Origin of the sequence: Streptomyces aurantiogriseus (assembly GCF_014649375.1) — a bacterium.
In the GTDB taxonomy this organism is placed as follows: domain Bacteria; phylum Actinomycetota; class Actinomycetes; order Streptomycetales; family Streptomycetaceae; genus Streptomyces; species Streptomyces aurantiogriseus.
In genome coordinates this window covers 425,509-451,532 of record NZ_BMSX01000003.1, presented here as the reverse complement: position 1 = coordinate 451,532, position 26,024 = coordinate 425,509, and the positions used below count along the sequence as shown (strand labels likewise).

Annotated in this window: 26 protein-coding genes; 6 read left to right on the top strand and 20 right to left on the bottom strand. The window is 70.8% G+C overall.

Annotation, left to right across the window (positions count from 1 at the left end):
• Window positions 1–10: 10 nt before the first annotated feature.
• The 12 genes from IE263_RS08620 to IE263_RS08565 form a co-directional block, all read right to left on the bottom strand.
• Window positions 11–613, bottom strand: coding sequence for a pilus assembly protein TadG-related protein (locus tag IE263_RS08620; RefSeq protein WP_189934348.1), 603 nt, complete (start codon window positions 611–613; stop codon window positions 11–13).
• Window positions 610–816 carry a hypothetical protein gene (locus tag IE263_RS08615; protein ID WP_189934346.1) on the bottom strand — a complete coding sequence of 69 codons (207 nt, stop codon included), beginning with the start codon at window positions 814–816 and terminating at the stop codon, window positions 610–612. Before IE263_RS08615 ends, IE263_RS08620 begins: the two co-directional genes overlap by 4 nt.
• Window positions 817–930: 114 nt before the next feature.
• Window positions 931–1,650, bottom strand: coding sequence for a response regulator (locus IE263_RS08610; RefSeq protein ID WP_189933963.1), 720 nt, complete (start codon window positions 1,648–1,650; stop codon window positions 931–933).
• Complete coding sequence (locus IE263_RS08605) at window positions 1,647–2,975, bottom strand: sensor histidine kinase (RefSeq protein WP_189934344.1); 1,329 nt, start codon at window positions 2,973–2,975, stop codon at window positions 1,647–1,649. The genes IE263_RS08610 and IE263_RS08605 overlap by 4 nt, the downstream gene beginning before the upstream one ends.
• 50 nt (window positions 2,976–3,025) lie before the next feature.
• Window positions 3,026–3,913 carry a DUF5936 domain-containing protein gene (locus IE263_RS08600; RefSeq protein WP_189933961.1) on the bottom strand — a complete coding sequence of 296 codons (888 nt, stop codon included), beginning with the start codon at window positions 3,911–3,913 and terminating at the stop codon, window positions 3,026–3,028.
• Window positions 3,914–3,930: 17 nt separating this feature from the next.
• Window positions 3,931–4,875, bottom strand: a complete 945-nt coding sequence (locus IE263_RS08595) for a type II secretion system F family protein (protein WP_189933959.1) — start codon at window positions 4,873–4,875, stop codon at window positions 3,931–3,933.
• Window positions 4,876–5,037: 162 nt separating this feature from the next.
• A complete protein-coding gene (locus IE263_RS08590) occupies window positions 5,038–6,375 on the bottom strand; it encodes a TadA family conjugal transfer-associated ATPase (protein ID WP_189933951.1) in 1,338 nt (445 codons plus the stop codon).
• Between the two features lie 24 nt (window positions 6,376–6,399).
• Window positions 6,400–6,759 (bottom strand): TadE/TadG family type IV pilus assembly protein, encoded by a 360-nt coding sequence (locus IE263_RS08585; RefSeq protein ID WP_189933949.1) that lies wholly within the window; start codon window positions 6,757–6,759, stop codon window positions 6,400–6,402.
• 1 nt (window position 6,760) lies between these two features.
• Window positions 6,761–7,090, bottom strand: a complete 330-nt coding sequence (locus tag IE263_RS08580; RefSeq protein ID WP_229910873.1) for a pilus assembly protein — start codon at window positions 7,088–7,090, stop codon at window positions 6,761–6,763.
• A gap of 113 nt (window positions 7,091–7,203) precedes the next feature.
• Window positions 7,204–8,454 (bottom strand): CpaE/TadZ family protein, encoded by a 1,251-nt coding sequence (locus IE263_RS08575; protein ID WP_189933946.1) that lies wholly within the window; start codon window positions 8,452–8,454, stop codon window positions 7,204–7,206.
• Window positions 8,455–8,467: 13 nt separating this feature from the next.
• On the bottom strand, window positions 8,468–9,175 hold the full coding sequence (gene cpaB, locus IE263_RS08570) for a Flp pilus assembly protein CpaB (RefSeq protein WP_189933944.1): 708 nt from the start codon (window positions 9,173–9,175) through the stop codon (window positions 8,468–8,470).
• Between the two features lie 66 nt (window positions 9,176–9,241).
• Window positions 9,242–10,129 carry a hypothetical protein gene (locus IE263_RS08565; protein WP_229910856.1) on the bottom strand — a complete coding sequence of 296 codons (888 nt, stop codon included), beginning with the start codon at window positions 10,127–10,129 and terminating at the stop codon, window positions 9,242–9,244.
• A 239-nt stretch (window positions 10,130–10,368) separates the two neighbouring features.
• Between IE263_RS08565 and IE263_RS08560 the strand changes: the two genes are divergently transcribed.
• Together IE263_RS08560 and IE263_RS08555 are read left to right on the top strand one after the other, a co-directional pair.
• Window positions 10,369–12,060, top strand: coding sequence for a chitinase (locus IE263_RS08560; RefSeq protein ID WP_189933942.1), 1,692 nt, complete (start codon window positions 10,369–10,371; stop codon window positions 12,058–12,060).
• Between the two features lie 220 nt (window positions 12,061–12,280).
• On the top strand, window positions 12,281–12,805 hold the full coding sequence (locus tag IE263_RS08555; RefSeq protein WP_189933940.1) for a hypothetical protein: 525 nt from the start codon (window positions 12,281–12,283) through the stop codon (window positions 12,803–12,805).
• Window positions 12,806–13,107: 302 nt separating this feature from the next.
• On the opposite strand, the gene IE263_RS08550 is transcribed toward IE263_RS08555, so the two are convergent.
• Window positions 13,108–13,533, bottom strand: a complete 426-nt coding sequence (locus IE263_RS08550; protein ID WP_189933938.1) for a hypothetical protein — start codon at window positions 13,531–13,533, stop codon at window positions 13,108–13,110.
• A gap of 201 nt (window positions 13,534–13,734) precedes the next feature.
• Here IE263_RS08550 and IE263_RS48330 point away from each other — a divergent pair, with 201 nt between their 5' ends.
• Complete coding sequence (locus tag IE263_RS48330; RefSeq protein WP_229910872.1) at window positions 13,735–13,917, top strand: hypothetical protein; 183 nt, start codon at window positions 13,735–13,737, stop codon at window positions 13,915–13,917.
• 25 nt (window positions 13,918–13,942) lie between these two features.
• Here the strand turns inward: IE263_RS48330 and IE263_RS08545 are convergent, their stop codons facing one another.
• Entirely contained in the window at window positions 13,943–14,485 is a 543-nt protein-coding gene (locus IE263_RS08545; protein WP_229910855.1) for an LppU/SCO3897 family protein, read from the bottom strand.
• A 251-nt stretch (window positions 14,486–14,736) separates the two neighbouring features.
• On the bottom strand, window positions 14,737–15,189 hold the full coding sequence (locus IE263_RS08540) for a hypothetical protein (RefSeq protein WP_189933936.1): 453 nt from the start codon (window positions 15,187–15,189) through the stop codon (window positions 14,737–14,739).
• 138 nt (window positions 15,190–15,327) lie between these two features.
• Between IE263_RS08540 and IE263_RS08535 the strand changes: the two genes are divergently transcribed.
• Both IE263_RS08535 and IE263_RS08530 read left to right on the top strand, forming a co-directional pair.
• Entirely contained in the window at window positions 15,328–15,837 is a 510-nt protein-coding gene (locus IE263_RS08535) for a SigE family RNA polymerase sigma factor (protein ID WP_189933935.1), read from the top strand.
• Window positions 15,838–15,899: 62 nt separating this feature from the next.
• A complete protein-coding gene (locus tag IE263_RS08530) occupies window positions 15,900–17,174 on the top strand; it encodes a hypothetical protein (RefSeq protein ID WP_189933934.1) in 1,275 nt (424 codons plus the stop codon).
• Between the two features lie 28 nt (window positions 17,175–17,202).
• On the opposite strand, the gene IE263_RS08525 is transcribed toward IE263_RS08530, so the two are convergent.
• From IE263_RS08525 to IE263_RS48320, 5 genes are all read right to left on the bottom strand, one after another.
• Window positions 17,203–17,787: an isochorismatase family protein gene (locus tag IE263_RS08525; RefSeq protein WP_189933932.1), complete on the bottom strand. Its 585-nt coding sequence runs from the start codon at window positions 17,785–17,787 to the stop codon at window positions 17,203–17,205.
• Between the two features lie 83 nt (window positions 17,788–17,870).
• Window positions 17,871–19,205 carry an Nramp family divalent metal transporter gene (locus IE263_RS08520; RefSeq protein WP_189933930.1) on the bottom strand — a complete coding sequence of 445 codons (1,335 nt, stop codon included), beginning with the start codon at window positions 19,203–19,205 and terminating at the stop codon, window positions 17,871–17,873.
• Between the two features lie 187 nt (window positions 19,206–19,392).
• A complete protein-coding gene (locus IE263_RS08515) occupies window positions 19,393–19,875 on the bottom strand; it encodes an ATP-binding protein (RefSeq protein ID WP_189933927.1) in 483 nt (160 codons plus the stop codon).
• A 94-nt stretch (window positions 19,876–19,969) separates the two neighbouring features.
• Complete coding sequence (locus tag IE263_RS49465) at window positions 19,970–20,881, bottom strand: anti-sigma factor RsbA family regulatory protein (protein ID WP_189933926.1); 912 nt, start codon at window positions 20,879–20,881, stop codon at window positions 19,970–19,972.
• A 188-nt stretch (window positions 20,882–21,069) separates the two neighbouring features.
• Window positions 21,070–24,117: a LuxR C-terminal-related transcriptional regulator gene (locus tag IE263_RS48320; protein WP_229910854.1), complete on the bottom strand. Its 3,048-nt coding sequence runs from the start codon at window positions 24,115–24,117 to the stop codon at window positions 21,070–21,072.
• 470 nt (window positions 24,118–24,587) lie between these two features.
• Here IE263_RS48320 and IE263_RS08495 point away from each other — a divergent pair, with 470 nt between their 5' ends.
• Entirely contained in the window at window positions 24,588–25,943 is a 1,356-nt protein-coding gene (locus IE263_RS08495; RefSeq protein ID WP_189933924.1) for a M14 family metallopeptidase, read from the top strand.
• Window positions 25,944–26,024 lie beyond the last annotated feature (81 nt).

The window sequence follows — 26,024 nt, the reverse complement described above, 5'->3', positions numbered from 1 at the left end:
CGTTCGCTTGTCAGTCGGCCAGGTGGACGTCGAAGAGGTCCTGAGGTTCCGGGAGATCGGTCAGGTCTTCCGGATCCAGGGTCCAGATGCTGTCGTCCTCGCAGTTGAGCTGCGGCAGCTCGTCCTCCTCTGCGTCCTCACCGAGCGGTTCGAACGTGCAGAGCGGCTCGATCACGGCGGATGCGGAGGCGATGGACCTCATGCCCTCGGTTCCGGGCACTATCGAGTCCCCGACACTCTTGTTGGTGGTGACAGCGACCGTGTAACCGAGAAGGCCGTCCGGGTCGCACCCGTCCACACTGGCGTCGTTCTGCTCGGCGAGTTCGTACGCCCGCCAGCACGAGTCGACGATCCCTTCCGCGTCTCCGTCGAAGATGCGCTGCCACACCGTCGGGTCGAGTACGTTCTCCACCCACTCGCCCGCCAACTGGTCCCTGGTGTCCTGGGCCGCGGCGAGCGCTGCCGCGTCGGCTGCCGTCTGGGCCCCGTTTCGGTTCGCCGCCGCCTGGCCGACCGCCAGATAGGCGAACGCGAGAAAGAGCAGGCCCGCCACCACCGTGATGTAGATGGGGAAAGCCTGCCCTGCGTCGCCACGCCTACGGGACGGCGTCAGCCTCCCGTGACTTCGGTGATCTTGTCCGTGATGGCGTTGTAGATCGTCTGCCCGATGTCCGTCCCCGTAATAGCCAGCACAATCGCCACCACCACAGCAATGATCCCCAGATACTCCACCGCCGTCTGCCCCCGGTCCCCCCGGCCGGCCCGAGCGGCCCGCCCCCTGAGGGACGCGACGGTGGTGTTGATCCAGTTGCTCATGGTGTTCCCCTCCGCTGGTCGCGCTGCCGGCGCGAGCACGGTACGGGGCGGTGGCTCGGGGGGCCGAGGGTCCCAGGGCCCATTTCCGGGCCCAATCCAGGCCCACGCGTGAGTTCATCCCGCTGCCCCCAGCCACTTGGCAGCCGCCTCCGCGCGGTTGGTGCTGTGGAGTTTGGCGAAGATGCGGTTGATGTGGTTCTTGACCGTCTTCTCACTGATGAAGCAGGTGGCGGCGATCTGCTGGTTGTTCATCCCGGATGCGATGAGGTCCATGATCTCCGCCTCCCTCCCACTGAGCTGGAACCTTGACTGTCCCATATTTGGTTGCAATTGTGAAGGCCTTGGGGGGGTAACTACCCTTGGGTTCAACGGGACTTCTAAGTCGTCATGTGCATTCGCATTCGTGTTCACCGCCGTCTCCCTCAAGTGCGCCACCAGCGCCCCCGCCGCCGTCGGCGTCAGATGCGGGCGGCCCGCCACGATGTCCCGTACCGCCGCCACGAGTTGTTCCACCGTGAACTCGCCGTGCACCAGGTAGCCGCCTGCCCCCCGGCGCAGCGCCTCCTGGACGGTCTCCGACTCGCCGCTGTACGTGAGCATCATGACCGGCGCGATGCCCACCAGGTGCGGGAGTGCCGCGATGCCGTCCATGACGGGCATACGGACGTCCAGGAGGACCACGTCCGGGCGGTGGCGGTCGGCCGCCTCGCAGGCCTCGTGTCCGTTCGCCGCCTCCGCCACGACCGTGATGTCGTCGCGGCCGGAGAGCAGGGCCGTCAGGCCGGCACGGACCACCGGGTTGTCGTCCGCCACCACGACCCGCAGCTGTGTCATTCGGCGGCCTCCGATCCCCTGCCGGAGAGGGGAAGTTCCAGGCGGACCTCCGTGCCCCGGCCCCGCTCGCCCCTGCCGATCTCGATCCGTGCGCCCATCGAAGCCGCTCGCTCCATCATCCCCAGCAGGCCGAAGTGGCCCGCGCGGCGGAGGTGTTCGAGGGTCGCGTCCGGGGGGAGGCCCCGGCCGTCGTCGTGGACGGTGACGTACAGGTGGTCGTCCCGTACGCCCGCGTGGACGTCGAGGTGGGTCGCGCGGGCGTGGCGGTGGGCGTTCTCCATCGCCTCCTCGGTGATGGTGAGGACGTGGCGGGCCACCCCGGAGGGGAGCCGTGCGACCTGTGACTCCGTGGTGGTGCCCACGGAGTGATACTCCGTCGGCAGTCCCGTCCGTCGGCCGAAGTCCTCTGCCCTGGCCCGCAGATCCGACAGGATGTGCGTCACCGTCGTCGGCTCGCCCCTGAGGTCCCTCAGTAGCTCCCGGGACTCCGCCGCCGCCCGCCGCGCCGCCCGTGCCACCAGGTCCGCCTGTTCGCGCAACCGCTCCGGGTGGGTGTCCGGGGCGTCCGCCGTGTGGGCCAGTGCCTCTGCCGCCAGGGCCACTCCGTGCAGGGTCTTGGCCACCGAGTCGTGCATCTCGCGGGCCAGGCGGGCCCGTTCGGCGTCGGTCGCCTCCCTGGCGGCCAGGCGGGCCTGAGTCGTCGTCAGGGCCTGCGTCGCCTCGCCGAAGCGGAGCGTCAGGCCCCGCAGTGTCGAGCCCACGGCGCCCGTGATGACACAGAAGCCCGGCAGCAGCAGCCGTTCGGCCAGGCTCACGTGTGTCTCCTGCGTCTGGGCCTCCAGCGTCGTCGCGTACACCAGCAGCAGGATCAGCGCCTGGAGCGAGGCGAAACAGGCGGCGCCGCGCCAGCCGTAGACGATGCCCGCGAGCAGCGGAGTGCAGACGCTGACGTAGGCGAGGGTCGTGTCGGGGCCCGCCGAGATCAGCAGCAGCGAGCCGAGGAGGGTGTCCGCGGCCAGGAGGGTGGGGTGGCGGAGCAGGAGCGGGCCGAAGCGTTCCCAGTCGCGGAACAGGGCGTACGAGACCATGAAGGTGATGACGACCGCCGCGCCCACGATGCGGGCGCCCAGGCCGGGGGACGCGTTCAGCAGGGCCGCCGGGGCCGCGAGCGCGATCATCGCCAGGCGGAAGCCGAAGACCTGGCGGCACATCGCCTGGAGGGCGTTGACCTGGAGGGTGAGCGGCGGACCGGTCACGGGATCCCGAGGTGCCGTCCGGCGCCGCCCGAACACCGCCCTCAGTCCCCTCCCTCCTGTCATCCCCATCGCCGTCAGTCCGGCCGTGCCCGCCGTCGTCGCCACCCGGTCCCTCCCCCCTACTTCCCCGTGATCGTGCCGAAGTCCGTCCCGGACCCCAGCAGCAATCCCGCGCCCAGCAGCAGCATCGTCGCCGGGACCATGAACGTGGTGATCATCAAGGTCGCCCTCGGCACCGCGCGCGCGGCCTTCCGGCGGGCGTTCTGCGCGTCCGTACGGCGCATGTCCTTGGCGATGGAGACGAGCGTGTCGACGATCGGGGCGCCCAGTTCCTCGCCCTGCTGCAGGGCCGTCACGAACATGGCGACCTGTTCGGAGTCGTTGCGGCGGCGCAGCTCGGCGAACGCCTGGCGGCGGCTCATGCCCAGGTCCATCTGGCGGAGGGTGATGCGGATCTCGTCCGCCCACGGGCCCTCGTACCGCGTCGCCACCCGGTCGAGTGCCTGGCGGAAGCCCAGGCCCGCGCTCACCACCACCGCCAGTACGTCGAGGAAGTCCGGCAGCGTCCTCTCGATCACGTCCTTGCGCACCCGGATCGCCGACCAGATGCCGACCTCCGTCCACAGCGCCCCGAAGGCCAGCATCAGCAGCGCCACGAACCAGTCGCCCCGCAGCGCGAACACCAGACCGCCCACGGCGCCCAGCGCGCCGTACACCGCCCGGCGCGCCGCGTACCGGTCGATCGTCAGCCCGCCCGGGTTGCCCGCCAGGTCGATCCTGCGGCGGTACCTGGCGACCTGCCTCGGCCCCATCAGCCGCAGTACGGCGGGCGCGTACCGCATGCCCATGCGGTCGACCAGCGAGTCCATCGCACCCGTACGGGTGGACCCGACCTCCAGGGCCAGGGCGAGGTCGGCGGGGAGTTTCGCGTCCGCCCGGAACATGCGGACGCCGGCGAAGATGCCCCAGACACTGAGGCCCATGACCAGTGCGAGCAGCAGGCCCATCACCAGATACCTCCTGCTCAGACGTCGATGCGGGACATACGGCGGATGAGGACGAACCCGACGGCGTACAGGCCGAAGGCGATGATGACCGCCCCCTGGCCGAGCGGGGAGCCGGTCATGCGGTCCAGGGCGCCGTCCTTGACCCCGTTCATCAGGAACAACGAGCCGACACCCAGGGCGGGGACGGCGTACGACGTCATGCTCACCTGGGAGAGCTGGGTGCGGATCTCACGTCGTGTCTCCTTGCGTTCCTCGAGCGTCTCCGTCAGGTTCCGCAGCGCCCCCACCACCTGCCCGCCGGCCCGGTTCGACAGCACCAGCGTCGTCACCAGGACGACCAGCTCCCGCGAGGGCAGCCGCTCCGCCAGTTCCTGCAGCGCGTCGTCCAGGGAGTGCCCGATCGCCAACTGGTTGGCCACCTTCGCCAGTTCCTCCCCGGCCGGTGCCTCCAGCTCCTCCGCCGCCATGCCGATGGCCGTGCGCAGGGCGAGGCCGGCGTGGGTGGCGTTGGCGAGGATGCGGGCCAGTTCGGGGAGTTGGTTGATGAAGCGTTCGATGCGTTTCTGGCGTTGCCAGTTGAGGAACTGGACGGCTGCCCAGACGCCGAGGAGGCCGGCCAGAGGGCCGAAGAAGGGGGCCAGGGTGGCCTGGCCGATCAGCCACAGGGCGGCGACCGTCGCCAGCATGTAGGCGAAGAACTCGCCCGGCGTCACGTCCAGGCCCGTCGCCGTCAGCTTCAGTTCCAGTGTGCGGCCGAGGTTCGTACGGCGCAGGCGGCGGTCCAGGGTGCGGAAGCGGCGCCGGCGGCCGGTGAGGGCGGGCCGGCCGGTGTGGGAGAGGCGGTCGACGAGGGCCGCCCGCTGGGCGCGGCCACGCGCGTAGGTGTGCAGGCCCGCGACGGCCAGGACGCAGGTCAGCAGGGCCACGCCGGTGGTGAGGGTGATCAGGGTCTGGAGATCCATGGGGGTGTCCTGCCTGTCCTGTCTGTCCTGCTGTTCTGGCTGTCCTGGCTGTTCTGCTTGTTCTGGCTGTCCTGGCTGTTCCGCTTGTTCTGGCTGTCCTGGCTGTTCCGCTTGTTCTGACTGTCCTGGCTGCCCTGGCTGTCCTGGCTGCAGACAGAGGGGCTAACGGGCTTCTCGGGTGGCCAGTTCGTCCCGCGTGCGGGCCACTCCGAAGGCCTGCGGGATGGGCTGGCTCGCCATGTAGAGGCGGTCGGCGGTGCGGCGCGGGAGCGGGAAGTACTCGAAGGCGCCGTATATACGGCCGTCCGCCGCCATCGGCTGGGCGTTGAAGCGGGCGATGGTCGCCAGGCGGTACGGCTCTCCGCCGTGGCTGTCGAGCAACGCGATCTCCGTCACCCGCCGCACCCCGTCCGCGAAGCGGGTGAGCTGGATGATGACGTCCACCGCGCTGTTGATCTGGTCGTGAAGGGCGACGAAGGGGATCTCCACGTCCGACATCGACGCCAGGGTCTGCAGGCGCATCAAAGCGTCCTCGGCGCTGTTCGCGTGGACCGTGGCCAGGGAGCCGTCGTGGCCCGTCGACATCGCCTGGAGCATGTCGAGCGACTCCCCGCCCCGGACCTCACCGACGACGATCCGGTCCGGGCGCATCCGCAGCGAGTTGCGGACCAGGTCGCGGATGGTGATGCGGCCCTTGCCCTCCACGTTCGGAGGGCGGGACTCCAGGCGGATCACATGCGACTGCTGGAGCTGGAGTTCGGCCGAGTCCTCGATGGTGATGATGCGTTCGCCCTCCGGGATCAGCCCCGACAGGGCGTTCAGGAGGGTCGTCTTCCCGGTGCCCGTCGCGCCCGAGACGATCACGTTGAACTTCGCCTGCACCAGGCCCGCCAGCAGGTACACCATGTGCTCGTCCAGCGAACCGAAGCCGATCAGCTCGTGGAGGGTGAAGGAGCGGGGGAAGCGGCGGATGGTGAGGATGGGGCCGGTCAGGGACAGGGGCGGGATGATGACGTTGACGCGTTCGCCCGACGGCAGCCGCGCGTCGACCATCGGGTTGGTCTCGTCCACGCGGCGGTTGACCGTCGAGACGATGCGTTCGATCGTCTGCATCAGCTGGTCGTCGGACGCGAAGCGGATCGGGAGCTGCTCCACCCGGCCCGCCCGTTCTACGAAGATCGCGTCCGGGCCGTTCACCATGATCTCCGTGATGGACGCGTCCTCGAGCAGCGGTTCCAGGATGCCGAGGCCGAGGGCCTCGTCGACCACCCTCCGGATCAGCTGCGAGCGCTCCACCGTCGACAGCACCGGGCCCTCGCGGCTGATGATGTGCCCCAGCACCCGCTCCAGACGGGCCCGGCGCTCGGCCGCCGCCAGCGAACTCATCTCCGCGAGGTCGATCTCCTCCAGCAGCTTGGCGCGGTAGGAGGCGACCAGATGGCCGTCCTCGCCCCGGCTGCCGTTCTCCTCGGGGGAGGTGATGCGTGCTCGCAGGCTCATGTCCGGTGCCTTCCTTCACGGCCTTCAGTGGTCGACCGGCATCGTGGCCGTCCTGTGGGCCTGGCCGAAGTCCCCGATCCCGGGGATGACGGACGGGATCGTGACGCTGGAGGTGACCTGGACCTCGTCGCCCAGGCTCGCGCTCGCACAACTCGTGCCGTCGGCCAGCCAGCTGCTGACCGCGTTCTGGCAGGCACCCTCGGCGCCCTCGTCGAGCGACGCGCTGCGGGCCCCGGCCCGGGCGGCCGTGCCCGCCTGCTGGACCGCGTAGGCGACCAGGCCCAGCTGTACGGCGGCCAGGGCGATGAGAATCAGGATCGGGAGGAAGCCCAGGTACTCCAGGGCGACCTGGCCCCGGTCACGTCTGCCGCGTCCGTACGACATCTCAGTCGTCCTCTTCCTCGACCGCGCCCGCGTGGCCGTGCACCTCGAAGGGGAAGGCGATCGCGCCCGGGAAGAGGACGGGGACCTGGAGCGTGACATCCGCCGTCACGAAGCCCGCCGACGACGAGCAGCTCACCTGGGCACCCGACTGCCACGCGTCCGACAGCTTCTCCTTGCCCGCCTGTTCGCACACAGCCTGCCGCTCCCCCGGATGCGCCGCCGTCCCCGCCCGCACCGCCTCGTCGGCAGCATTCCCCGCGAGCGTGAAGGTGTACCCCACCAGCACGAACTGCCACACCACCACCAGGGTCACGATGATCAGCGGGGTCATGCCGAGGAACTCGATCGTGACCTGGCCCCGGTCCCGGCCTCCCCGCACGGCCCGGAACGCCGCTCGCCGTACGGCCCGGAACGTCGCTCTCCTCGCGGCTCGTAAAGGCACCCTCAGTCCCTCCTCCGCCGGAACCCGACCGGCCCGCGGTCCCCGCCCCGCGCCCGTCCGCCCCGGCGCTCCGCGCCCTCCGGTGCCTTCACCAGGCCCAGCTCGCCCGCGAGCGCGAACATCGCCTGGCGGACGGTGCCCTTGCCGTCGAGGGCGTGGACGCGGCCGGCGTCGACCGCGGCCTGGAGTTCCTTGAAGTTGGCGGGAATCGTGGTCGTGGCGATGGCCGTGCCGGTGATCTTCTGGATGAGCGCGGGCTGGATCTCGGTGGCGCGGCTGTTGCGGTTGACGACGACCGTGGTCTCCTCGGCCTTGCGGATCTGGAGGCGGTCCCACATACGGACGGTGCGTTTGGCGCCGCGGACGGCGACCACGTCGGGGGTGGTCACCAGCAGGGCGGTGTCCGCCATCTCCACCGCCGCCGCGCCGGCGCCGCCGAGCTGGGCGCCGCAGTCGATGACGACGACCTCGTAGCGGGAGCGCAGGGCGCTGACGATCTGGCGGGCGGCTCGGTCGGTGACCTCCTCGCCGCGTTCGCCCTCACCGGGGGCGAGGAGGAGGGCCACTCCGGTGTCGTGACGGAAGACGGCCTCGGCGAGGATCCGGGGCGAGATGTCGGCGATGGCGGCGAGGTCGACGACCGAGCGGCGGAACTGGACGTCCAGGTAGGAGGCGATGTCGCCGGCCTGGAGGTCCATGTCGACCAGGGCGGTGGGGCGGCCGGACGCCTGGGCGGCGAGGGCGAGCTGGACGGCCGTGAGGGTCGCGCCGACGCCTCCCTTGGCGCCGCTGACGGTGACGACGGCGCCGCCGACGCCGGTGAACACGTCGCCACCGTGGCCGAGATGGCGTCGTACGCCGACCGACCACTGGGCGACCGCCTGGACGCGGCTGGCCAGCTCCTCGTAGTTGAGGGGCAGGGCGACCAGGCCGCGGGCGCCGGAGTCCATGGCGGCGGCGAAGAGGCCGGGGCTCGCGTCGGTGGTGACGAGGATGACGCCGACCGCCGGGAAGCGCAGCGCGACCTCGCGGACCAGCTCCAGCGCCGGTACGGGGCCGATGCGTTCGTGGACGATCACGACCTCGGGCAGCTCGTCGACCGACTCGGCGGCGAGGCGGGCGAGGGTGTCGACCAGCTGGGTGGAGTCGGCGACCGGGGTGACCGGTTCGGCGTCGGGGAGCTGGCTGAGCAGGGTGGTGAGGGAGCGGACCGCGTCCGCGTCGCCGACGGCCGGGAGGATCCTCGTGGGCATGGCGGGCGGCCTCTCACTTGTCCGTGGCGAGTTCGTACGTACGGTCCTGCTCGGGAACCGTGGTGGGGGTGCCCGGCGCCACCAGCGCGAGCCGGACGCGCTTGGCGAACGACTCGGCGTAGGTGATGCGCTGGGCGTCGAGGGTGGACAGCGCGAAGGTGATGGGGACCGCGTCGGTGGGCTCCCGGCCGCGGTCGTCGGCGTCGGGCCTGAGGGCGGTCAGCTCGCCGATGTCGAGGACGCGGGCGTTGGTGACGATGATCTTCGACTGGTCGGGGTCGCCTTCCTTCACGCCCTCGAAGGTGGCGTAGACGTTGACCGAGGAGCCCGGGGTGATCTTGCCGGCGACACCGGTCGCCGCGTCGACCATGATGGCGACCTCCTGCTGGCCGGGCTGGAGGGCGGGCTGGTCGACGATCATGTCGCTCTGCAGCAGGGACCCCTTCTTCAGGGTCGTCACGGCGATCTTGCCGCGGATACCGGCGAGATCGGTCACCGCGTTCTCGGAGAGCCAGCGCTCGGGCATCTCGATCTTCTCGAACTGGGCCGTGGTGAGCGGGGTGTAGGGCGCGATGTCGGCCTTCAGCCGGTACGCGGCGACCTCGGGGCCGACCTTGGACTCGACGTCGTCGATGACGGAGAGGACGCCGGCGAAGGCGCCGAGGGCACACAACACGGACAGGAGCAGGAGGATCACGCCGCGGCGCTGACGGGAGTTCATGAACCGTGCAACCTCGTATGGGGGTCGGGTCGAGCGGACGGAAGCGGGCGGGGCGGTGGACCTGGTTCAGCCGCCGCTGGTCAGTGCGCGGCTGTGGCGGCCACCCGCGGTGAGCGCGGGGCGGGTGGTCTCGTGTGCGGGCGGCGGGGTGGCGGAGCAGAACACACAGCGGTCGCCGATGACGTCGATGCCGCACCAGTGGCAGACGGTCCGGCGTACGGAGGTGACCAGTTGGTAGAGGACCGGCAGGTCGGGCAGGTAGGCGCAGAACTCGATCAGCTTGCCGGTGCCCCACCAGTCGGCGGACTCGGCGGGCAGCTCCGTCTCGCGCAGGCCCTGGGCCTTCCAGGCGGGGGCGAGGGTGCCGGTGACCCAGTCGGACTGGAGCTGTCCCCGGGCGACCAGCATCCAGGTGCCGAACTCGGGGCCCGGCAAGGTGGTGTCGGGGGCCGCCTTCACCAACTGGGGCTGTGGATGGGCGAGTACGCCGAATTGACTGCCCGGCACCCATGACCTGGCGTGCGACTTCAGGCCGACGGGGACCCGGTCGAGGCGGGCGACGGAGGCGAGGAGCGCGCCCGTGTGGATGTAGTGGGTGAGGAGACGGCCGGCCGAGGCGAGGACGCCGGGGCTGAGGTCGCAGGAGGCGAGCTGGCGCAACTGGCGGGCCAGGACGGCGAGTCCGAGCGGGGGCAGATCGGGGCGGAACAACGCGACGCGGTCGCTCTCCAGGAGCGAGCGGATGGTGTGCAGCCGGTGCTCGACGGCCGTGGGGACGGCCCGCGAGTACACGACGATCACATGCCCGTGCTGCTCGATCAGTGTCTGGACGGCGGCGACGGCCTGGTCGAGGGGCCGGCGGTCCAGGCCGTCGAGGACGGCGGCGGGCAGGGTCCGCTCGTCCTGCGGCGGCAGCGCCAGATCGGCACCGGTCACGGCAATGGCAGTTGGCACGCGCAGCTCCCCGATTCCCGCGGTCCGGCCCACCGGCGTTACTCCGGTGCACCGAGGTGACTTCATTGCGTGACTACCTCAGCACTGTATCCACGCCCCTGTGGCCGGAGAACCACTTTCCGTGGCTGTGCAGCAACTCCTCTTCGCTCAAGTCGGGCCAAAGCGGGGCAGGTTACACACACGGAGCCTCCACAGACGGACACCTTGACAACACAATTGGTCTGGACCAACTTGTTGTCATGTCCCCACACAAACGATGGATACGACTCTGGTCGGGAGCGGCGACCGCCGCCCTCACCCTGGCCATGGCGGGCGCGGCTCAGGCGTCCGCCGCGGACATCGACAACGCGAAGAACGCCGACTTCGAGTCCGGCCTGACCAACTGGACCTGCTCGGCGTCGAGCGGTACGACGGTCTCCTCCCCCGTGCACGGCGGCGCCGCCGCGCTGAAGGCGACCCCGGCCGGCCAGGACAACGCCAGGTGCAGCCAGACGGTGGCCGTGAAGCCCGACTCGACGTACACGCTGAGCGCGTGGGTCCAGGGCGGCTACACCTACCTGGGCGTGACCGGCACAGGCACGACGGACGTGTCGACATGGACGCCCGACTCGTCCTCCTGGAAGCAACTGTCGACGAGCTTCACGACGGGCTCCTCGACGACGTCGGTGACGGTGTACACGCACGGCTGGTACGGCCAGGCCGCGTACTACGCCGACGACGTCTCGGTGTACGGCCCGGACGGCGGCGGAGGCGGCGACCCGGCCCCGACGGTCCCGTCCGCGCCGAGCGGCCTCACCGTCTCCGGTACGACCTCCTCCTCGGTGTCCCTGACATGGAACCCCGTGTCGAACGCGACCGGCTACAGCGTCCACCGCGACGGTACGAAGGTGACCGCCGTGACCGGCACCTCGGCGACCGTGACCGGCCTCGCCGCCTCGACGTCGTACTCCTTCCAGGTCACGGCGACGAACGCGGCGGGTGAGTCGGTGAAGTCGGCGGCGGTGACGGGGAGGACGCTCGCGACCGGCGGAGGCGGCGGGGGCTCCCTCCCCAGGCACGCCGTGACGGGCTACTGGCAGAACTTCGACAACGGCGCGACGGTGCAGCGCGTCTCGGACGTCTCCGCCCAGTACGACATCATCGCCGTCGCCTTCGCGGACGCGACGACGACGCCGGGCGCGGTGACGTTCAACCTGGACTCCGCCGGCCTGGGCGGCTACACGGTCGACCAGTTCAAGGCGGACATCAAGGCCAAGCAGGCGGCCGGCAAGAAGGTCATCGTCTCCGTCGGCGGCGAGCGCGGCACGGTCACGGTGAACGACGCCGCGTCCGCGACCAACTTCGCGAACTCCGTGTACGCGCTGATGCAGACGTACGGCTTCGACGGCGTCGACATCGACCTCGAGAACGGCCTCGACGCGACGTACATGACGCAGGCGCTGCGGGCGCTGTCGGCGAAGGCGGGCCCGTCGATGGTCCTCACGATGGCGCCGCAGACGATCGACATGCAGTCGACGTCGAACTCCTACTTCCGGACCGCGCTGAACGTGAAGGACATCCTGACCGTCGTCAACATGCAGTACTACAACAGCGGTTCGATGCTGGGCTGTGACGGCAAGGTCTACAGCCAGGGCTCGGTGGACTTCCTCACCGCCCTGGCCTGCATCCAACTGGAGGGCGGCCTGTCCCCCTCCCAGGTCGGCCTCGGCCTGCCCGCCTCGACACGCGCGGCGGGCAGCGGGTACGTCTCGCCGACCGTCGTCAACAACGCCCTGGACTGCCTGACGAAGGGCACGGGCTGCGGTTCGTTCAAGCCGCCGCGGACATATCCCGATCTGCGGGGCGCCATGACCTGGTCGACGAACTGGGACGCGACGGCGGGGAACGCTTGGTCGGGGGCGGTGGGGCCGCACGTGCACGCGCTGCCGTGACCGTGAAGGGCTCGCCGTAACGGGGAACCCACACCGACCGCAGCGCGCGAACCCGCCGTCCGGGGGCGCGCGTTGCGGTCGGTAAGGTGCTGATGCACACGCCTCTCCGCTTCCCCGGGCCAGTATTGCGACCCCGAGACCGGGCTGCACTACAACTACTTCCGTCACTACCGAGGATATTCGTGGCCAGTACGGAGAGGGTGTCTACTCATGGGGCTCCATGGATGAGGCGGTCCGGTATGCAGACCGAATCAGGAGCCGCGGAGGCGAAGTAGAGATAGTCACCTTCAGGGTTTCCGGTGACGATCTCGCTGGCATGAAGAAAGCAGACATCGTCTCCATGACACCCGAACAAGCCGAAGCGTTCGTCGATCTCACCGCAGAGGCACTACGGTCCACGGATGCTACCGCTCCGGATATCCAGGTGTACGGAAAAGTTCGCATGGCTTTGCCGCGTGGCGGGCTTCACTGGAAGGATGTTGCGTGGCTCTCCTTCGGGATTGCCATCAACGCCCAAGAAATCAACACCGCGTTCCCTGAAGGCGTCACAATTCAAGTGCTCGACCTCAGAATGCCGCTGAGCGACTACAGAGCCGAAGCTGCAGCACTTGCCATGAACTTGTGGCTCCGCGAGGAGTTCGGATTGGCTGCAAATGATGTGGCCGCTGCATTCAACGCGTTGACCGGCGATTACACGTTCACTTGGAATGACACTGAGAACCCCTTCTCAGACCCTACACCATAGAATTGCACCCGAGTTGGCTCCCCGATGAGACAGGACGTCGCACTGCCGTGGCCGCTCCCCTTGGCCGCGGGGATCTACGAGACACCGCGCCGAGCCAGACAGCCCGGCCTTCTTTGATCGGCCTCAACGGTCGGGGGCAGGCACAACGAAGGGCGAGCCAAAAGCGCCCCTCCAAGCTGGCGCCGACCGTGGAGGCAGCCAGGGGGGCGGCTGCACGTCGTCGTTCTCGACGCGAGCCGGGAGCCGCCCCGGTTCAGCGCGCTTCAGCGGGGTGGGACATCCTGATGTCAGATCACATCGGGCTACCGGCTCGTGCCTCGCGCTTCCCACGTGTCCTTGTCCGAGACATAGAGGGAGACGCGCTGGTCGAACCATGCAGCGGCTTCCGGAAGGTCACGGATCAGCGCGGGGATCTCGGGCTCGAACCTCAACACGGTCAGCGTCTTCCAGCCGTGAGGGATCGTGTCCCACTCGACTCCGAACTGCTGAGTGACCGCCACGACAGTCGTCCTCGCCCAGGCGACATCCCCTTTGTCGGAGCGTCGGTAGCAGCAGTCGAAGCTTCTCCCCACGGGCACGTCCGCGTAGTTGTAGGAGAGGAAAAGGGGCACCTCGTTCGCAGAGCGCCGGGGCAGCCCTTGACCGATGGTCGTGAGAGCAGTCTCGTCGGCACGGCTCTCGACGAGCAGAACGCGTTCGCTGAGCGGGGTGTCCTCTTCGGTCCTCATATCGCCATTCTCATGGCTGCGACAACGGATCTCCGTCTCCCCCGGCTGCCGCGAAGCTCCTGGTCGCCCAGGAACCAGTGCCGCGAACACACATCCGCCCAAGGGCTGTCCCGGATGGAGGAACGTGCGCTGTCGCCCCAGGAGTCGTACGGGTTCATCCAGCACATCGCCAGCCAGCTCTGAGGAGACGACCATCCCGACATCACGCGGGAAGACCCGTTCTGCGCCGAGGGATCGGCCTGCTTTCGCATCGGCACCGACCCACAAGGCAACGCCTACATCGCCATAGCCGGCGCCGAGGACACCTACCTCGCCGACTCCCGTGAAGCGCTCCGCGCGATGATCCTCGACATCAAGGCGGGGAAGGCCGACCACCTCCTCTGAGGACGGCGACCTTCTCCGGTCGGCCTCAGCGGTCCAGAGGGTGCAGGCACAAGGAGGTCTCGCCGTCCTTGCTGTACTTCAGGTCGGCGACGTAGTCGCCCTCCTCGCACTCCCCCGTCCCGGGGTCCGTGACCTGGAATTGCGCGTCCGCCGAGCCGCAGGGCACGGTCTTCAGGTCCTGGTCGCTCCAGGAGCCGTCGTTGCGGGCGCAGGAGTTGACGGTGAGGGGCTTCGGGCTGCTGTCTCCGGCCATCCAGCCGATGATCAGAAACACGGGGATGGACATGACGGCCGCAGCGAGCAGCGCGAGAGGCGCGAGGGCGATCATGCCTGCCGGTCGCTTCGTCACCGGCTTGCCCGGGTCGAGGGGTGGCCGCCAGCCCCCGGTGGGCTCGGGGAGACGGAGCAGGGTGGACCGGGCGTCCAGGTTCACCAGCAGGGTGAAGATAGTGACGAGCACCGACAGCGGGCCCCACCAGCCCTGTACCAGGGTGTTCGCCTGCATCTCACGGAAGACGGCCAGCCCACAGCTTCGGCAGAACGCGCCCTGCCGCTTCAGGAAGCGCATGATCACGATCATGCCCTGATGGCCTCGGACGGTCACCGGCGCGGCGGGGGCGGCACCGCATATTTCGCAAGCCAGGGCGGGTGCGGGACCCATCGGTGCGCCCATGGGTGCCGGGCCGGCCTGTGGGTGCGGCGTGGGCACGTATGCCGGGTGGCCGGCGGGAGGCTGGTAGGGGGGCGGTGGTGTGCTCACGAAGTCTCCGTCGGTGATCCAAAGCCGGTGTGGCACTCTATCCGGGCGGTCACCTCGCCCTATCCCATCGGCCGGTAGTGCCCCAGCACCCAGGCCAGTTGGGCGAACCACTCGTTCAAGCGCGCCCTGGGCTTCGCGTCCACCGCGGCCTCGTAGACCTGCCCGTCCAGATGGACCACCGCCACCATCAAGGCCTTGCCGTTGGGGCTCGCCTTGTAGTGGATGCTGCGGATCTCGGGCCAGTCGAAGTCCGCCGACACGTCGTGCACCTCGAAGGCGACGCCCGAGGCGTCGACAACAACCGAGTTGTGCTTGTCCACCGCCATGAACTCCGGCCCGGGGGGCGCGGGTTGGGGTGCCGGGGCGGCGGGGTACGGGGGCGGCGGTGGGGCGTACGGGGGTGCCTGGGGGGCGTACTGCGGTGGCGGGGCGGCGGCGTACTGCGGTGGCGGGGGGCCGTACTGCGGCGGAGGTGGGCCGAAGCCCGGGGGTGGTGGTGGCTGGTGGGTCATCCGGCGGTCCTCGTGTGTCGCGGTGAAACGGAGTCTGTGCACATTCTTTCCGTCCTCGTTGAAACATTTCCCCCACCCCGCCCCATCAATGGGGTGAGGACAGCGCAGTGCGGACGGACAGACGAACTGGGGGAGCACATGAGGCAGGCCCGCGCGGACGAGTACGCGGAGTTCGCTGCGGCGCGGACCGGGCAGCTGTACCGGTCCGCGTGCCTGCTCACCGCGGGAGACACGCACCTCGCCGAGGATCTGGTTCAGGAGACCCTCGGCCGGCTGTACGTCCGTTGGGGGCGTGTCTCCCGCGCCGACAACCCCGCCGGGTACGCGCAGACCGTCCTCACCCGCACGTTCCTCGCCCACCAGCGGCGGCGCAGCAGCGGTGAGCGTGCCGTGGACGTCCTCCCGGAGCGGGCCGACGCCGCCGGGGCGGACGTACCGCTGCGGCTCACGTTGCTCCAGGCCCTCGCGCGGCTGCCCGCCAAGGACCGGGCCGTGGTCGTCCTGCGCTACTGGGAGGACCGGTCCATCGAGGAGACCGCCGGCGCGCTGAACGCCAGCTCCGCCGCCGTACGGACCCGGTGTTCACGGGCTCTCGGGCGGCTGCGGGAGCTGCTGGGCGAGGACATCGGCGAGTACGCCCGCCCCTGAAGCCACCCGGCTTCCTCATCCCGTCGACTTCTTTCGCTTCGAACCGAACACGGTGGTGTGCCATGCCCGTTGACCAGCACGACCCCTTCGAGGACCGCCTCTCCGCCGCCCTGCACCAGGCCGGCGGCACCTTCGACACCAACCGCTCCGCACTCGCCGCCGCCGGTCAGGCGCACGGGCGCCGGCTGCGGCTGCGGCGGCTCGCCGTCGCGGGGAGCACGGCGAGCCTCGTCCTCGTGGGGGTGGGCGCGGCTGTGCTGCTGCCGTCGGACGGGAGCGTCCGGGAGACCGCCTCCGTCGCCACGAACGGGACCGCCAAGCCGGGGTTCTTCTCCGCGGACGACGTGATCCGGACGCTCGAGAAGCTGCTCCCCGAGGGGAAGACCTACAGTCAGGAGGGGCGGGGCACGCACAGCGACCTGCCGCCGTCCGCGCAGCTCGTGTTCGACGACGGCAAGGGTGCCGCCGCCGTCTCGGTGGGTCTGGAGCGGATCGAGCTGAGCGCTGAGACGGGCGACAACGGCTTCGATCCGGCCAGTGCCGTGATGCCGTGCCCGAAGGCGGAGGCCGGCGCCCGGTCCGCGTTCGACAGCTGTGAGACCGAGAAACTGGCCGACGGGTCCGTCGTCACCGTCTTCCAGGGCTACGAGTACCCGGACCGCCGCGAGGAGACCAAGGCGTGGGGCGCGGAGCTGGTCACGCCGGAGGGGCAGCGTGTCAGCGTGAGCGAGTGGAACGCCCCCGCCGAGAAGGGGCAGCCGGTCAGCCGTCCCGAACCGCCGCTCAGCACCGCCCAGTTGAAGACTCTGGCCGCCGCGACGCAGTGGCGCACGATCATCGACGCCCTGCCCGAGCAGAGCCGCCGGCCGACGCCCACGACGAGCCAGGCCTCCGCCGCTCCCCGGCCCCGGGCCGCCTCCGGCAAGGTGGTCGAGCGGGTGCTCGCCACCTCGCTGCCCGCCGGTCTGAAGGTCGTCTCGCGCGGCCACCAGGAGACGGAGTACGCGTATCTCGTCGTGGACGACGGCAAGGGCAGGACTTTCGTCGAGGTCAACGTGCAGCCGAACATGCTGGACGTCGCCCACCAGCTCTACGCCGACGCCGAGGCCCTCCCCGACGGCACACTCGTCGCGACGCAGCAGCAGCCGGACGAGAAGGGCCGCGAAGGGGTCGTCACGTGGACCGTCGACACGATGCGCAAGGACGGCAAGCGCGTGGTGATCAGCGCCTACAACTCAGCCGACCTGCAGTCGGCGGCGAGCCGACCGGAACCCGCCCTCACCATCGCCCAGTTGCGCGAGATCGCCCTCAGTCCGACGTGGCTGGAAGTGGGCTGACGGACGGCGCCCGGTGACCGACTGGCCCTCAGCGGCCGGCCAGCAGGTCGAGGATCTCCTTCGTCGTGCCGGGCTCGCCGATCAGCGGGAAGAGGTACGACACGCTGTGGCGGTGCGCCTCCTCGTTGATGTCGGTCATCGCGTCGACCGCGAACGTGACGTGGTAGCCGTGCTCGTGGGCGGCACGGGCGGTCGACTCGACGCCGAGGCTGGTCGCGATGCCCCCGAGCACGATCTGTGTGACGCCCCGGCGGCGCAGCTGCAGGTCGAGGTCGGTGCCGTGGAAGGCGCCCCAGGTCCGCTTGGTGACCAGGACGTCCCCGTCGTGGCCGGTGAGCGGCTCGGCGACGGGGCCCAGGTCGTACGGGCGGGAGCGGCCGCCGGCCAGGCGGGCGGCCTCGCTGCGGCCGGGCGTCGCGTCGGCGCCGTCGGGCGAGGTGGCCATGCGCACCAGCACCACGGGGGCGCCGGCGGCACGGAAGGCGTCGGCCAGTTCGGCGGCGCGGGCCACCACGTCGGCGGCCGGGTGGGGCCGGGTGGGCGCGGCGAGCGTGCCGGCCTGGAGGTCGATCAGCACGAGCGCGGTCTTGTCGTCGAGCACGGTCACGGCCACGGCGCGAGGTACCTCTCCTAGGGGAACAGCAGCCTAGGAGAGGTACTTGCGAAAGTCAATTTCTTGCGCAACTCAAGCTTCACTCAGAAGAACTCGGACCACGGCTGGTCCCACACCTGCTTCACGCACAGCACCAGGAACAACAACCCCGCCGCCGCGAGCATCGTGTTGCTCACCCACCCGTTGCGCCACTCCCTCGGCGTGCGCTCGGAGTTGAGGAGCCAGATCAGGGTCACCGCGAGGAACGGCAGGAAGGCCGCGCCCAGGACGCCGTAGAGGATGATCAGGCGGAAGGGCTGGCCCTGGAAGAGCAGGACGATCGGCGGGAAGGTCAGCCACAGCAGGTAGGCGCGGAAGGGCCAGGAGCGCTCGCGCTCGCCGGAGGCGACCTCCTCGCCGGTGGCTTCCGCTCGGCTGCGGTAGCGGGCGACGAAGTCCGCGAACATCAGGCTCACGCCGTGCCAGACGCCGATCAGGGAGGTGTAGGAGGTGGCGAAGAAGCCGATGAGGAAGAACTTGGCGGTGGCGCTGCCGTACTCGGCCTCCAGGATGTCGCCGAGCTGGATGAGACCCTTGTCGCCGCTGGCGATGGCCACGTTCGCCGAGTGCAGCAGCTCCGCGCCGACGAACAGCATCGCGATGACGAAGATGCCGGTGGTGGCGTAGGCGACGCGGTTGTCCAGGCGCATCACCTTCATCCAGCCGGTGTTGGTCCAGCCCTTGGCGTTCACCCAGTACCCGTAGGCCGCGAGGGTGATGGTGCCGCCGACGCCGCCGATCAGGCCGAGGGTGTTGAGGATCGAGTCCTTCTCGTCGGGGAGGACGGGCAGGAGGCCGGCGACGGCGTCCGGGAGGTTCGGCGTGACCCGGACGGCCAGGTACACCGTCACCGCGAACATGACGCCCACCAGGACCGTCATGACCTTCTCGAAGACCTCGTACTTGTTGAACCAGACGAAGACGAGGCCCACCACCCCGCAGGCGACGGCCCACCACTTGAGGTCCATCACGTCGGGGAACAGCGCCTGGAGGGGCAGGGCGCTGGACGACATCGCCGCCGCGCCGTAGACGAAGCCCCAGATCACGGCGTAGACCACGAAGAAGTACGTGGTCCAGCGGCCCAGGCTCGCCCAGCCGTCGAACAGGGTGCGGCCGGTGGACAGGTGCCAGCGGCCGGCCGCCTCCGCCAGGGAGATCTTCACCAGGCAGCCGAGGACCGCCGCCCACAGCAGCGTGTAGCCGAAGTTGCTGCCGGCGATGAGGGTGGCGACCAGGTCGCCGGCGCCGACGCCGGTCGCGGCGACGACGATGCCAGGGCCGATGTAACGCCAACTGGACTTGCGGGGGGAGGAGTTCGTGGAGTCCTTACTGCCGGATGATGCCTCGGTGTCCGTGGGGTTTCCCGTGGTGTCCGCCATGAGGGTCAAGAAAGCCCAAAGGAGCCGGTACGGCAAGAGGGTGTGCGTGTTCTCCACCCGATGTGCTCACGTGCTGGTGAAACACCCTGATCGGGGGAAGAGCGGGCCCCGGCGGCTGGGCGTGCCGCCGGGGCCCGGGCCGTGGTTCCGGACGTGAGAACGCGGGGCTCCTCAACTCCCGGATTTCCTAGGGCTGTAGCGGGCCACAGCCGTCGCACCCGCACGTGTCGAGTTCGAACCACACGGTCTTGCCCGGCCCGTCCTGGTGGCAGCCCCAGCGCCGGGCGAGCGCCTCCACCAGGAATATCCCCCGGCCGCTCTCCGCACAGCCCGCCTGAAGGACCTGCGGGGTGCGGCGGCCGGTGTCGGTCACCTCGCAGCGCAGGACGCCGTGCGCGGCGGACAGCGTGAGCCGGAAGTGGCTCGCGGAGTGCAGCAGGGCGTTGGTGGCCAGCTCGCTGACGAGCAGGACGGCGGTGTCCGCCAGGTCGCCGCGGTCGGCCAGCCCCCACCCCTCCAGCTGCCGGCGCACTTCGGCGCGGGCCTCGCCGACCGCGGACGGCCGGGGGTCGTACCCGATGCTCAGATTCCCCGCCCCCAGGGGCGGTTGCAGACAGGCGCCGTACGGAGGGTCGGGGTCCGAAAGGCGCCCCCCGGAGAGTTCCAGCATGACTTCAGGGTGACCGCCCCGTAGGTTCCGTACACGGGGAGGACTACCCGATTCCGTACCTGTAGGTACCCGGGATACCTGCCGGGTCCACGGGTCATTCGTACTGGAGACGTACGGACATACCCCCACCTCCGGCGTCGCGGAGGTCGACGTACGCGCAGACCTGGCGGGCGAACCACAGGCCCTGGCCGGGCTCCAGGTCGGGGCCGGCCGGCGGGACGAAGCCGGCGAGGGGGTCGTCCACGCGGTGGGCCAGGGTCAGTTCGCAGACGCAGCCGGGGGCCTCACCCCACAGCAGGGCGCCGGTGACCCGGCCCAGGGCGGCCGCCTCGGTGACGGCCGCCGCGAACAGCTCGGCGTCGGCGGCGCCCAGTCCGCGCCCGGCCGCCCATGCGCGCACGGTGCCCGGCGCGGGCTCCCCGGTGAGCCGCCGCGCGTCCGCCGGGGGCGGGGGCAGCGGTACGGCGTCCAGCTCGGCCGCGAGCCGCACCGGGTCCTCGTACACCCCGGTGTCGGGGTGGGCGCGGCGGGCGGCGGCGACGAGGGCGGAGCCGGCGGTGCGGGTGTCGTAGACGCACAGGGCGGTGGTGGCCGTGGGGGCGAAGAGGAGGTTGGCGAGGGCCTCGTAGCGGATCCACTCGGCGCTCTCGCGCGGCGAGCGTCCGGCCCGGCCGTTCCACACCGGCTCCATGAGGAGGTGGATACGGCCGCCGGGGCCGGCGTGCGCGGCCAGGTGACCGGCGGCCCGGGCGATGGCGTTGGCCGCGGAGCCGGTGTACCAGTCGGTGTGCGGGACGAGGCCGACCTCCTTGGCGTCGGCCCCGAGGGCGTCGCGCAGGAGGTCGAGTTTGGCGGGGGCGGCGATGGCCACGGGCGGGGGCTCGTCGGGGGCCGCGAGCCCTTCGGCGAGGAAGGGCAGGGCGGCGGCCAGGAAGGCGTCGTCCGTGGCGGGGGCGGCCATGCGATGGTCGAACGCCCCTGGGGAGTGGGCGGGTTGAGCGGTCATTGGTGCCCCATCTGTGGTGTGCGTGTGGTGTGGGTGGTGTGCGTGTGGGTGACGTGCTTGCGGCTGACTGCCTGTCGGTGGTTGTGCGTGTGTTTGCGAGGCAGGAGGTGGGTGGGTGGTGCGTCGGCGGGTTCCTGTGTGAACGGGTCCCGCGTCAGCGGGCGTGCATGGGCGGGTCCTGCGTGGTGTCACCGTTGGGCTGTCACCCAGGCGGCGATCTGGCTGCGGTTGCTGAAGCCGAGCTTGCTGAGGATCCGTTCGACGTGGCCCTCGGCCGTGCGGCGGGAGATCACCAGGCGGTCGGCGATCTGCTGGTTGGCGAGGCCCTCGGCGACGAGCTCGGCGACCTGGGCCTCGCGGCGGGTGAGGCGGACGGCGTCCAGTGGTGCGGCCATGAACGAGCTGCGCGGGGAAGGGCAGCCGGCCGGTCCGGGCGGCGAGGGCGGAGGGCTCGCGGCCGACCCGGGCGGCGAGGACGGAAGGCTTGCGGCCGTGCCGTGGGGTGGGGGCGGGGAGCTCTCGGCCGGTCCGTGCGGTGGGTGCGTGCGGCCGGCGGTCGGCGGTGCGTCGGCCGGGCTGTGCGTCGCGGACGCCGGGGACGGGTCCGGCTCGCCCGAGGGGGATACGGGGCGCCGTGCCGAGACCTTGTCGCGCAGGGCGTGGGCGACGAGGTCCGTGAGGGCGAGGGCGGCGCCCCGGTCGTAGGCCTGGCGGAAGGCGGTGCGGCCCAGCGTGCGACGGGCTCGTTCCTCGCTGCCGCGGCGGGTGGAGTTGAGGGCCGCCGAGCCCCAGCGGCTGCGGTCGACGTCGGCCCAGGCGCGGTCGGCGCCGCCGAGGAGGAGGGCCGCGCGGTCGTGGGCGCCGCGCTCGGCGGCGATCCGGGCCAGCAGATCGAGGGTGAGGCCCATGCCGAGGACGTCGTGCACCGCGAGTTTCAGGCGCAGCGCCTCCCGGCCGTGCCGCTCCGCCTGCCGCCAGTCGCCCTTCACGGTGTGCGCGAGGGCCAGCATCCGTTCGACGTACGACAGCACCCACCGCTCGCCGTGCTCGGCGCACAGCCGGCGGGTCTCCTCGCATACCGCGATCGCCTCGTCGGCGCGGCCCAGGAAGCACAACGCGCAGGCGAGTTCGACGCGGTCGAGGCCGACGAGGCTGAGGTGCTGGCCGGGGACGCGGCCGCGGTCGACGCCGGCGCGGAAGTGGTCCAGGGCGCCGGTGAGGTCGTCGCTGAAGAGGCGGATGACGCCGACGACGTACTCGGCGTGGGCCGCCTCGGCCGCGTCGCCGAGGCGGTGGGCCAGGTCGCGGGCCTGTTCGGCGCGGTGACGGCCGCGGGTGAGGTCCTCGGGGCAGCCGGCGAGGAGGGCTGCGGCCCACAGGGCGCGGGCGCGTTCGCGGGTGGGTGCGGGGTTGGCTTCGAGGGCTCGGTCGAGCCAGTAGCGGCCCTCGCGGGGGGCGCCGCAGGCGTGCCAGTGGAACCACAGGGTGCCGGCCAGGCGGAGGGCGGCGGGGGCCTCGCCGGGGGCGGTGAGGCTGAAGTCGAGGGCGGCGCGGAGGTTGTCCTGGTCGGCTCTCAGGCGGGTGACGATCTGGGGCTGGCCGGGGCCGAACCACTCCCGCTCGCAGGTGGCGGCCCGTTGCTGCATCCAGTCGCGGAGGCGGATGCGGGTGGCTCGTTCCTCGCCGGGGCGTGCTTTGAGTCGCTCCAGGCCGTAGTCCCGGAGGGTGTCGAGCAGGCGGTACCGGACGGTGCCGGCGGGGCCGGTCTCGCGGCTGAGGACGGACTTGTCGACCAGGCCGGCCACGGCTTCCAGGACGTCGTGCGGGTGGAGGGGCGGGGTGTGTTGCGCCCCCGCCGCCCCTACCCGTCCCCTCTCCAGGGGCTCCGCCCCTTCGACCCCGCCAGGTAGCTCCGCCCCCTGGACCCCCGGCCCTTCGTCCACCCACCGCCCGACTCGGTCGGCTGGGAGGTGGGCCTCACGACTCGCGGCTCGGTCGGGTGAAAGGTGGCCCTCCCCATGCCCGACTCGGTCGGCTGGGACGTAGGCCTCACGACTCGCGGCTCGGTCGGATGAAAGGTGACCGTCCCTTTGCCCGACTCGGTCGGCTAAGTAGTGGGCCTCGCCCGGGTCGTGCGCGCTTCGAGTTGCCGAGTCGCGCGGTGGGTGGGCGTCGACCGGGGGTCTGGGGGCGGAGTCCCCGGAGGCGAGAAGGACAGGAGCGGCGGGAGCGGAATCCCCGGAGACGGGAAGGACAGAAGCGGCGGGAGCGGAATCCCCGGAGGCGAGAAGGACAGGAGCGGCGGGAGCGGAACACGCTGTGGCCCGCTCCCCGGCATCACCGCACACCGCCTCCGCCGTCTCCAGGTCGAAGCTGCCCGGCAGGACCGACAGCCGGGCCCACACCACCTGCTCCACCTCGTCGCACAGCTCGTGGCTCCAGTCGACGGCCGCCCGCAGGGTCTGGTGGCGGAGCGGGACCGTGGGGCTGCCGGAGGTGAGGAGGTGGTAGCGGTCGTCGAGGCGCTGGAGGAGCTGGTCGACGTCCAGGACGCGCATCCGGACGGCGGCCAGTTCGATGGCGAGCGGGAGGCCGTCGAGGCGTCGGCACAGGCGGGCGACGGAGGCACGGTTCGCGGCGGTGAGGCGGAAGCCGGGGGCGACGGCGGCGGCGCGGTCGGCGAAGAGGGCGAGGGCCGGGTAGCCGTCGGCGGCGGAGAGGTCGCCGTCCGGGTCGGGCACGGGCAGGGGCCGTACGTCCAGGAGGTGTTCCTCGGTGAGGCCGAGCCGGTGGCGGCTGGTGGTGAGGAGACGGACGCCGGTGGTGCCGTGCAGCAGGGCGGCGGCGAGGTCGGCGCAGGCCCGCAGCAGGTGCTCGCAGTTGTCGACGACGAGGAGCAGTCGCCGGTCCCGGAGGCGTTCCGCCAGGGTGTCCAGCGCCGGCCGGTCGGAGTAGTCGTGCAGGCCGAGCGCGGCGGCGACGGTGAACGGGACGAGGGCCGGGTCGCGCAGCCCGGACAGGTGCACGAAGCGCACGCCGTCGGGGAAGGCGCGGGCGACCCGGGCCGCGATCCGCCCGGCCAGGCGCGTCTTGCCGACGCCGCCGGGGCCGGTCAGGGTGACCAGCCGGGCCCTGGCCAACAGCTCGCGCCCTTCGGCCAGTTCACTCCGCCGGTCGACGAAGCTGGTCGTCTCCACCGGCAGGTGGCAGTCCCGTCGTGGCGCTGATCCGCCCATGATCAGCCAGTCCTCTGGGGGTGTGGTCGGAGGCAACCGGAGGGTGCGGCGCCTCTTTTGTGCGGACCCTCAGCCTCCCCCGGGCCGTACATATATGCACGCACGCCTCACACCCGCGGGTGAGCTTTGCCGAGTACCGCATCGGGAGCGGCGGTCGTGCGTACACTGCCCGGCCGCCCGCGGCCACGGACAACTCCGCGGCCACCCGGCCACGTTCCGCACGATTCCAGCCACCGGCTCCCGGGCCTCTCTTGACCTGACCATGTCATGAGTCGACCATGAGCGGCACCCCGCACGCCAGGCACAGCAAGCGCACAGACACGGCAAGCGCGAAGTCCCAAGCAAGGCGCACAGACACGGCAAGTCCAGAACCAGCAAGCGGACAGCACGTCGCACGAAAGCACCACCCCCCGCTCCACTCCCCACACGTCCGGCGACCCCGGACATCTGGAGAACCGAGGAGATCTCTCATGCGACTCCGCACACGCGGCTCAGGCGCCCGCAGCGGCAGACGAACCGCCGCCCTCGCCGCCCTCATGGCCCTCGCTCTCGCGGCACCGGTCTCGGCGACGGCCACCGACGCGGCGGCGGGCAGCGCCCCCAAGGCGGCGGCCGCCGCCGACGACATCCGTCAGTACGAGATCCACATCCACCACAGCACACCCCAGATGCGCACCGCGATCGCCGCGTCCGGTGTGAGCGTCGACGAGGCCGACGAGGAGACCGTCGTCGTCTCCGGCCGCGCGGACCAGATCAGGAAACTGACCTCGCAGGGCTACGAGGTCGCGCCGGTGGGCGCAGCGCCGGACCGCACCGCCGAGGGCGAAGTGCGGCTGTACGACTTCCCGTCCGCCGACTCCCGGTACCACAACTACGCCGAGATGACCGCGGAGATCGACCAGCGCATCGCGGCCTACCCGAGCATCATCAGCAAGCGGGTGATCGGCAAGTCGTACCAGGGCCGGGACATCGTCGCCATCAAGATCAGCGACAACGTCGGCACGGACGAGGCCGAGCCGGAGGTGCTGTTCACCCACCACCAGCACGCCCGCGAGCATCTGACCGTGGAGATGGCGCTGTACCTGATCCGTGAGCTGGGCGCCGGCTACGGCACCGACTCCCGCGTCACCAGCATGGTGAACAACCGCGAGATCTGGATCGTCCCGGACCTCAACCCGGACGGCGGCGAGTACGACGTCGCCACCGGCTCCTACCGCTCCTGGCGCAAGAACCGCCAGCCCAACTCCGGTTCCTCGTACGTCGGTACGGACCTCAACCGCAACTGGGCCTACCGGTGGGGCTGCTGCGGCGGCTCCTCGGGCTCGACGTCCTCCGAGACCTACCGGGGTACGGCCGCCGAGTCGGCGCCCGAGGTGAAGGTCGTCTCGGACTTCGTGCGCAGCCGGGTCGTCGGCGGCAAGCAGCAGATCAAGGCCGGCATCGACTTCCACACGTACAGCGAACTGGTGCTGTGGCCCTTCGGGTACACCACCGCCGACACCACCACCGGGATGACGGCGGACGACCGCAACGCCTTCGCGACCGTCGGCCGTTCGATGGCGGCGAGCAACGGGTACACGCCCGAGCAGGCGAGCGACCTGTACATCACTGACGGGTCGATCGACGACTATCTCTGGGGTACGCACAAGATCTTCGCGTACACCTTCGAGATGTACCCGGGCTCGGCTTCCGGGGGTGGGTTCTACCCGCCCGACGAGGTCATCGAGCGGGAGACCGCCCGGAACAAGGACGCGGTGCTCCAGCTGCTGGAGAACGCGGACTGCATGTACCGGTCCATCGGCAAGCAGGCCCAGTACTGCAGCTAGGCGCTCCGCTGGAAGGGCCGCGATGTGCCGTCGGTCGTCTGCGGCACCGTCGTGGCTGGTCGTGCGCACGCGGCGGAGCCG

Bases quoted from the DNA above. Each gene is read 5' to 3' on its own strand.
- IE263_RS08590 (WP_189933951.1), bottom strand. From the start codon at position 6,375: ATGAGCCTGCGAGCACGCATCACCTCCCCCGAGGAGAACGGCAGCCGG.
- cpaB (WP_189933944.1), bottom strand. From the start codon at position 9,175: ATGAACTCCCGTCAGCGCCGCGGCGTGATCCTCCTGCTCCTGTCCGTG.
- IE263_RS08515 (WP_189933927.1), bottom strand. From the start codon at position 19,875: ATGCTGGAACTCTCCGGGGGGCGCCTTTCGGACCCCGACCCTCCGTAC.
- IE263_RS08615 (WP_189934346.1), bottom strand. From the start codon at position 816: ATGAGCAACTGGATCAACACCACCGTCGCGTCCCTCAGGGGGCGGGCC.
- IE263_RS08610 (WP_189933963.1), bottom strand. From the start codon at position 1,650: ATGACACAGCTGCGGGTCGTGGTGGCGGACGACAACCCGGTGGTCCGT.
- IE263_RS08555 (WP_189933940.1), top strand. From the start codon at position 12,281: ATGGATGAGGCGGTCCGGTATGCAGACCGAATCAGGAGCCGCGGAGGC.
- IE263_RS08550 (WP_189933938.1), bottom strand. From the start codon at position 13,533: ATGAGGACCGAAGAGGACACCCCGCTCAGCGAACGCGTTCTGCTCGTC.
- IE263_RS08495 (WP_189933924.1), top strand. From the start codon at position 24,588: ATGCGACTCCGCACACGCGGCTCAGGCGCCCGCAGCGGCAGACGAACC.
- IE263_RS49465 (WP_189933926.1), bottom strand. From the start codon at position 20,881: ATGACCGCTCAACCCGCCCACTCCCCAGGGGCGTTCGACCATCGCATG.
- IE263_RS08575 (WP_189933946.1), bottom strand. From the start codon at position 8,454: ATGCCCACGAGGATCCTCCCGGCCGTCGGCGACGCGGACGCGGTCCGC.
- IE263_RS08520 (WP_189933930.1), bottom strand. From the start codon at position 19,205: ATGGCGGACACCACGGGAAACCCCACGGACACCGAGGCATCATCCGGC.
- IE263_RS08535 (WP_189933935.1), top strand. From the start codon at position 15,328: ATGAGGCAGGCCCGCGCGGACGAGTACGCGGAGTTCGCTGCGGCGCGG.
- IE263_RS08560 (WP_189933942.1), top strand. From the start codon at position 10,369: ATGTCCCCACACAAACGATGGATACGACTCTGGTCGGGAGCGGCGACC.
- IE263_RS08605 (WP_189934344.1), bottom strand. From the start codon at position 2,975: ATGGGGATGACAGGAGGGAGGGGACTGAGGGCGGTGTTCGGGCGGCGC.
- IE263_RS08580 (WP_229910873.1), bottom strand. From the start codon at position 7,090: ATGACCCCGCTGATCATCGTGACCCTGGTGGTGGTGTGGCAGTTCGTG.
- IE263_RS08545 (WP_229910855.1), bottom strand. From the start codon at position 14,485: ATGCGCTTCCTGAAGCGGCAGGGCGCGTTCTGCCGAAGCTGTGGGCTG.
- IE263_RS08585 (WP_189933949.1), bottom strand. From the start codon at position 6,759: ATGTCGTACGGACGCGGCAGACGTGACCGGGGCCAGGTCGCCCTGGAG.
- IE263_RS48320 (WP_229910854.1), bottom strand. From the start codon at position 24,117: ATGGGCGGATCAGCGCCACGACGGGACTGCCACCTGCCGGTGGAGACG.
- IE263_RS08530 (WP_189933934.1), top strand. From the start codon at position 15,900: ATGCCCGTTGACCAGCACGACCCCTTCGAGGACCGCCTCTCCGCCGCC.
- IE263_RS08595 (WP_189933959.1), bottom strand. From the start codon at position 4,875: ATGGATCTCCAGACCCTGATCACCCTCACCACCGGCGTGGCCCTGCTG.
- IE263_RS08540 (WP_189933936.1), bottom strand. From the start codon at position 15,189: ATGACCCACCAGCCACCACCACCCCCGGGCTTCGGCCCACCTCCGCCG.
- IE263_RS08600 (WP_189933961.1), bottom strand. From the start codon at position 3,913: ATGGGCCTGCTGCTCGCACTGGTCATGGGCCTCAGTGTCTGGGGCATC.